Below are 729 nucleotides of genomic sequence, written 5' to 3' on the forward strand. Positions count from 1 at the left end.
GCGGCTTCCGCGGCAGTGCCCGTGCCCGCCGTACCTGCCGTACCTGCCGCAGCCACGGGGCTTTCGGCGGGCTTGGTGATGTTTTGGCCGATGGCGCTAATCAGCCAGGCGTTTCCAGCTATCAAAACAGAAGCAAGCACCACCCGTGCGCGCCCGCGCAGCGTGAGCGACCACACCACGCTGCTTCCCGCCACCAGCAGCGCCAGCAAGGCACCGGCCCCGTCGATGCCGCTTTGTTGGCCCAGCACCCAGACCAGCCAGACCACCGTGGCGAACATCGGGAAGGCCATGGCATGGCGGAAGGTGGCCATCCACGGGCCGGGGCGGGGCAGCCAGCCCACCACGGCGGGCACCAGGCTGGCGGCCAGGTAGGGCAGGGCCATGCCCACGCCCAGCGCGGCAAACACGGCCAGTGCCTGCGCCGCGGGCATGCCCACGGCGAAACCCAGCGAGGCGCCCATGAATGGGGCGGTGCACGGCGAAGCAATGGCCACGGCCAGCACGCCCGACAAAAACGCATCGCCCACCGGGTGGCGGGCCTGCAGTGTGGCCAGGCGCCCCGGCACGAACTGCCCAAACTCGAACACACCCGCCAGGTTGAGCCCGATCAGCGTGAACAGCGCGGCCAGCAGCGCCACCACGGCGGGCGATTGCAGCTGAAAGCCCCAGCCCAGTTGCTCGCCCGCGGCGCGCAGTGCCAGCAGCAGGCCACCCAGCGCCAGAAACGAC

General features: G+C 70.6%; 1 protein-coding gene. It reads right to left on the minus strand.

Translation table 11 applies throughout. The features are described from left to right. On the minus strand, nt 1–729 hold a 729-nt coding region (locus ACDELDRAFT_RS23285), incomplete at both ends, for a cytochrome c biogenesis protein CcdA (protein ID WP_005801850.1).

The sequence above is a fragment of the Acidovorax delafieldii 2AN genome, from assembly GCF_000175235.1.
GTDB classification, from domain to species: domain Bacteria; phylum Pseudomonadota; class Gammaproteobacteria; order Burkholderiales; family Burkholderiaceae_C; genus Acidovorax; species Acidovorax delafieldii_B.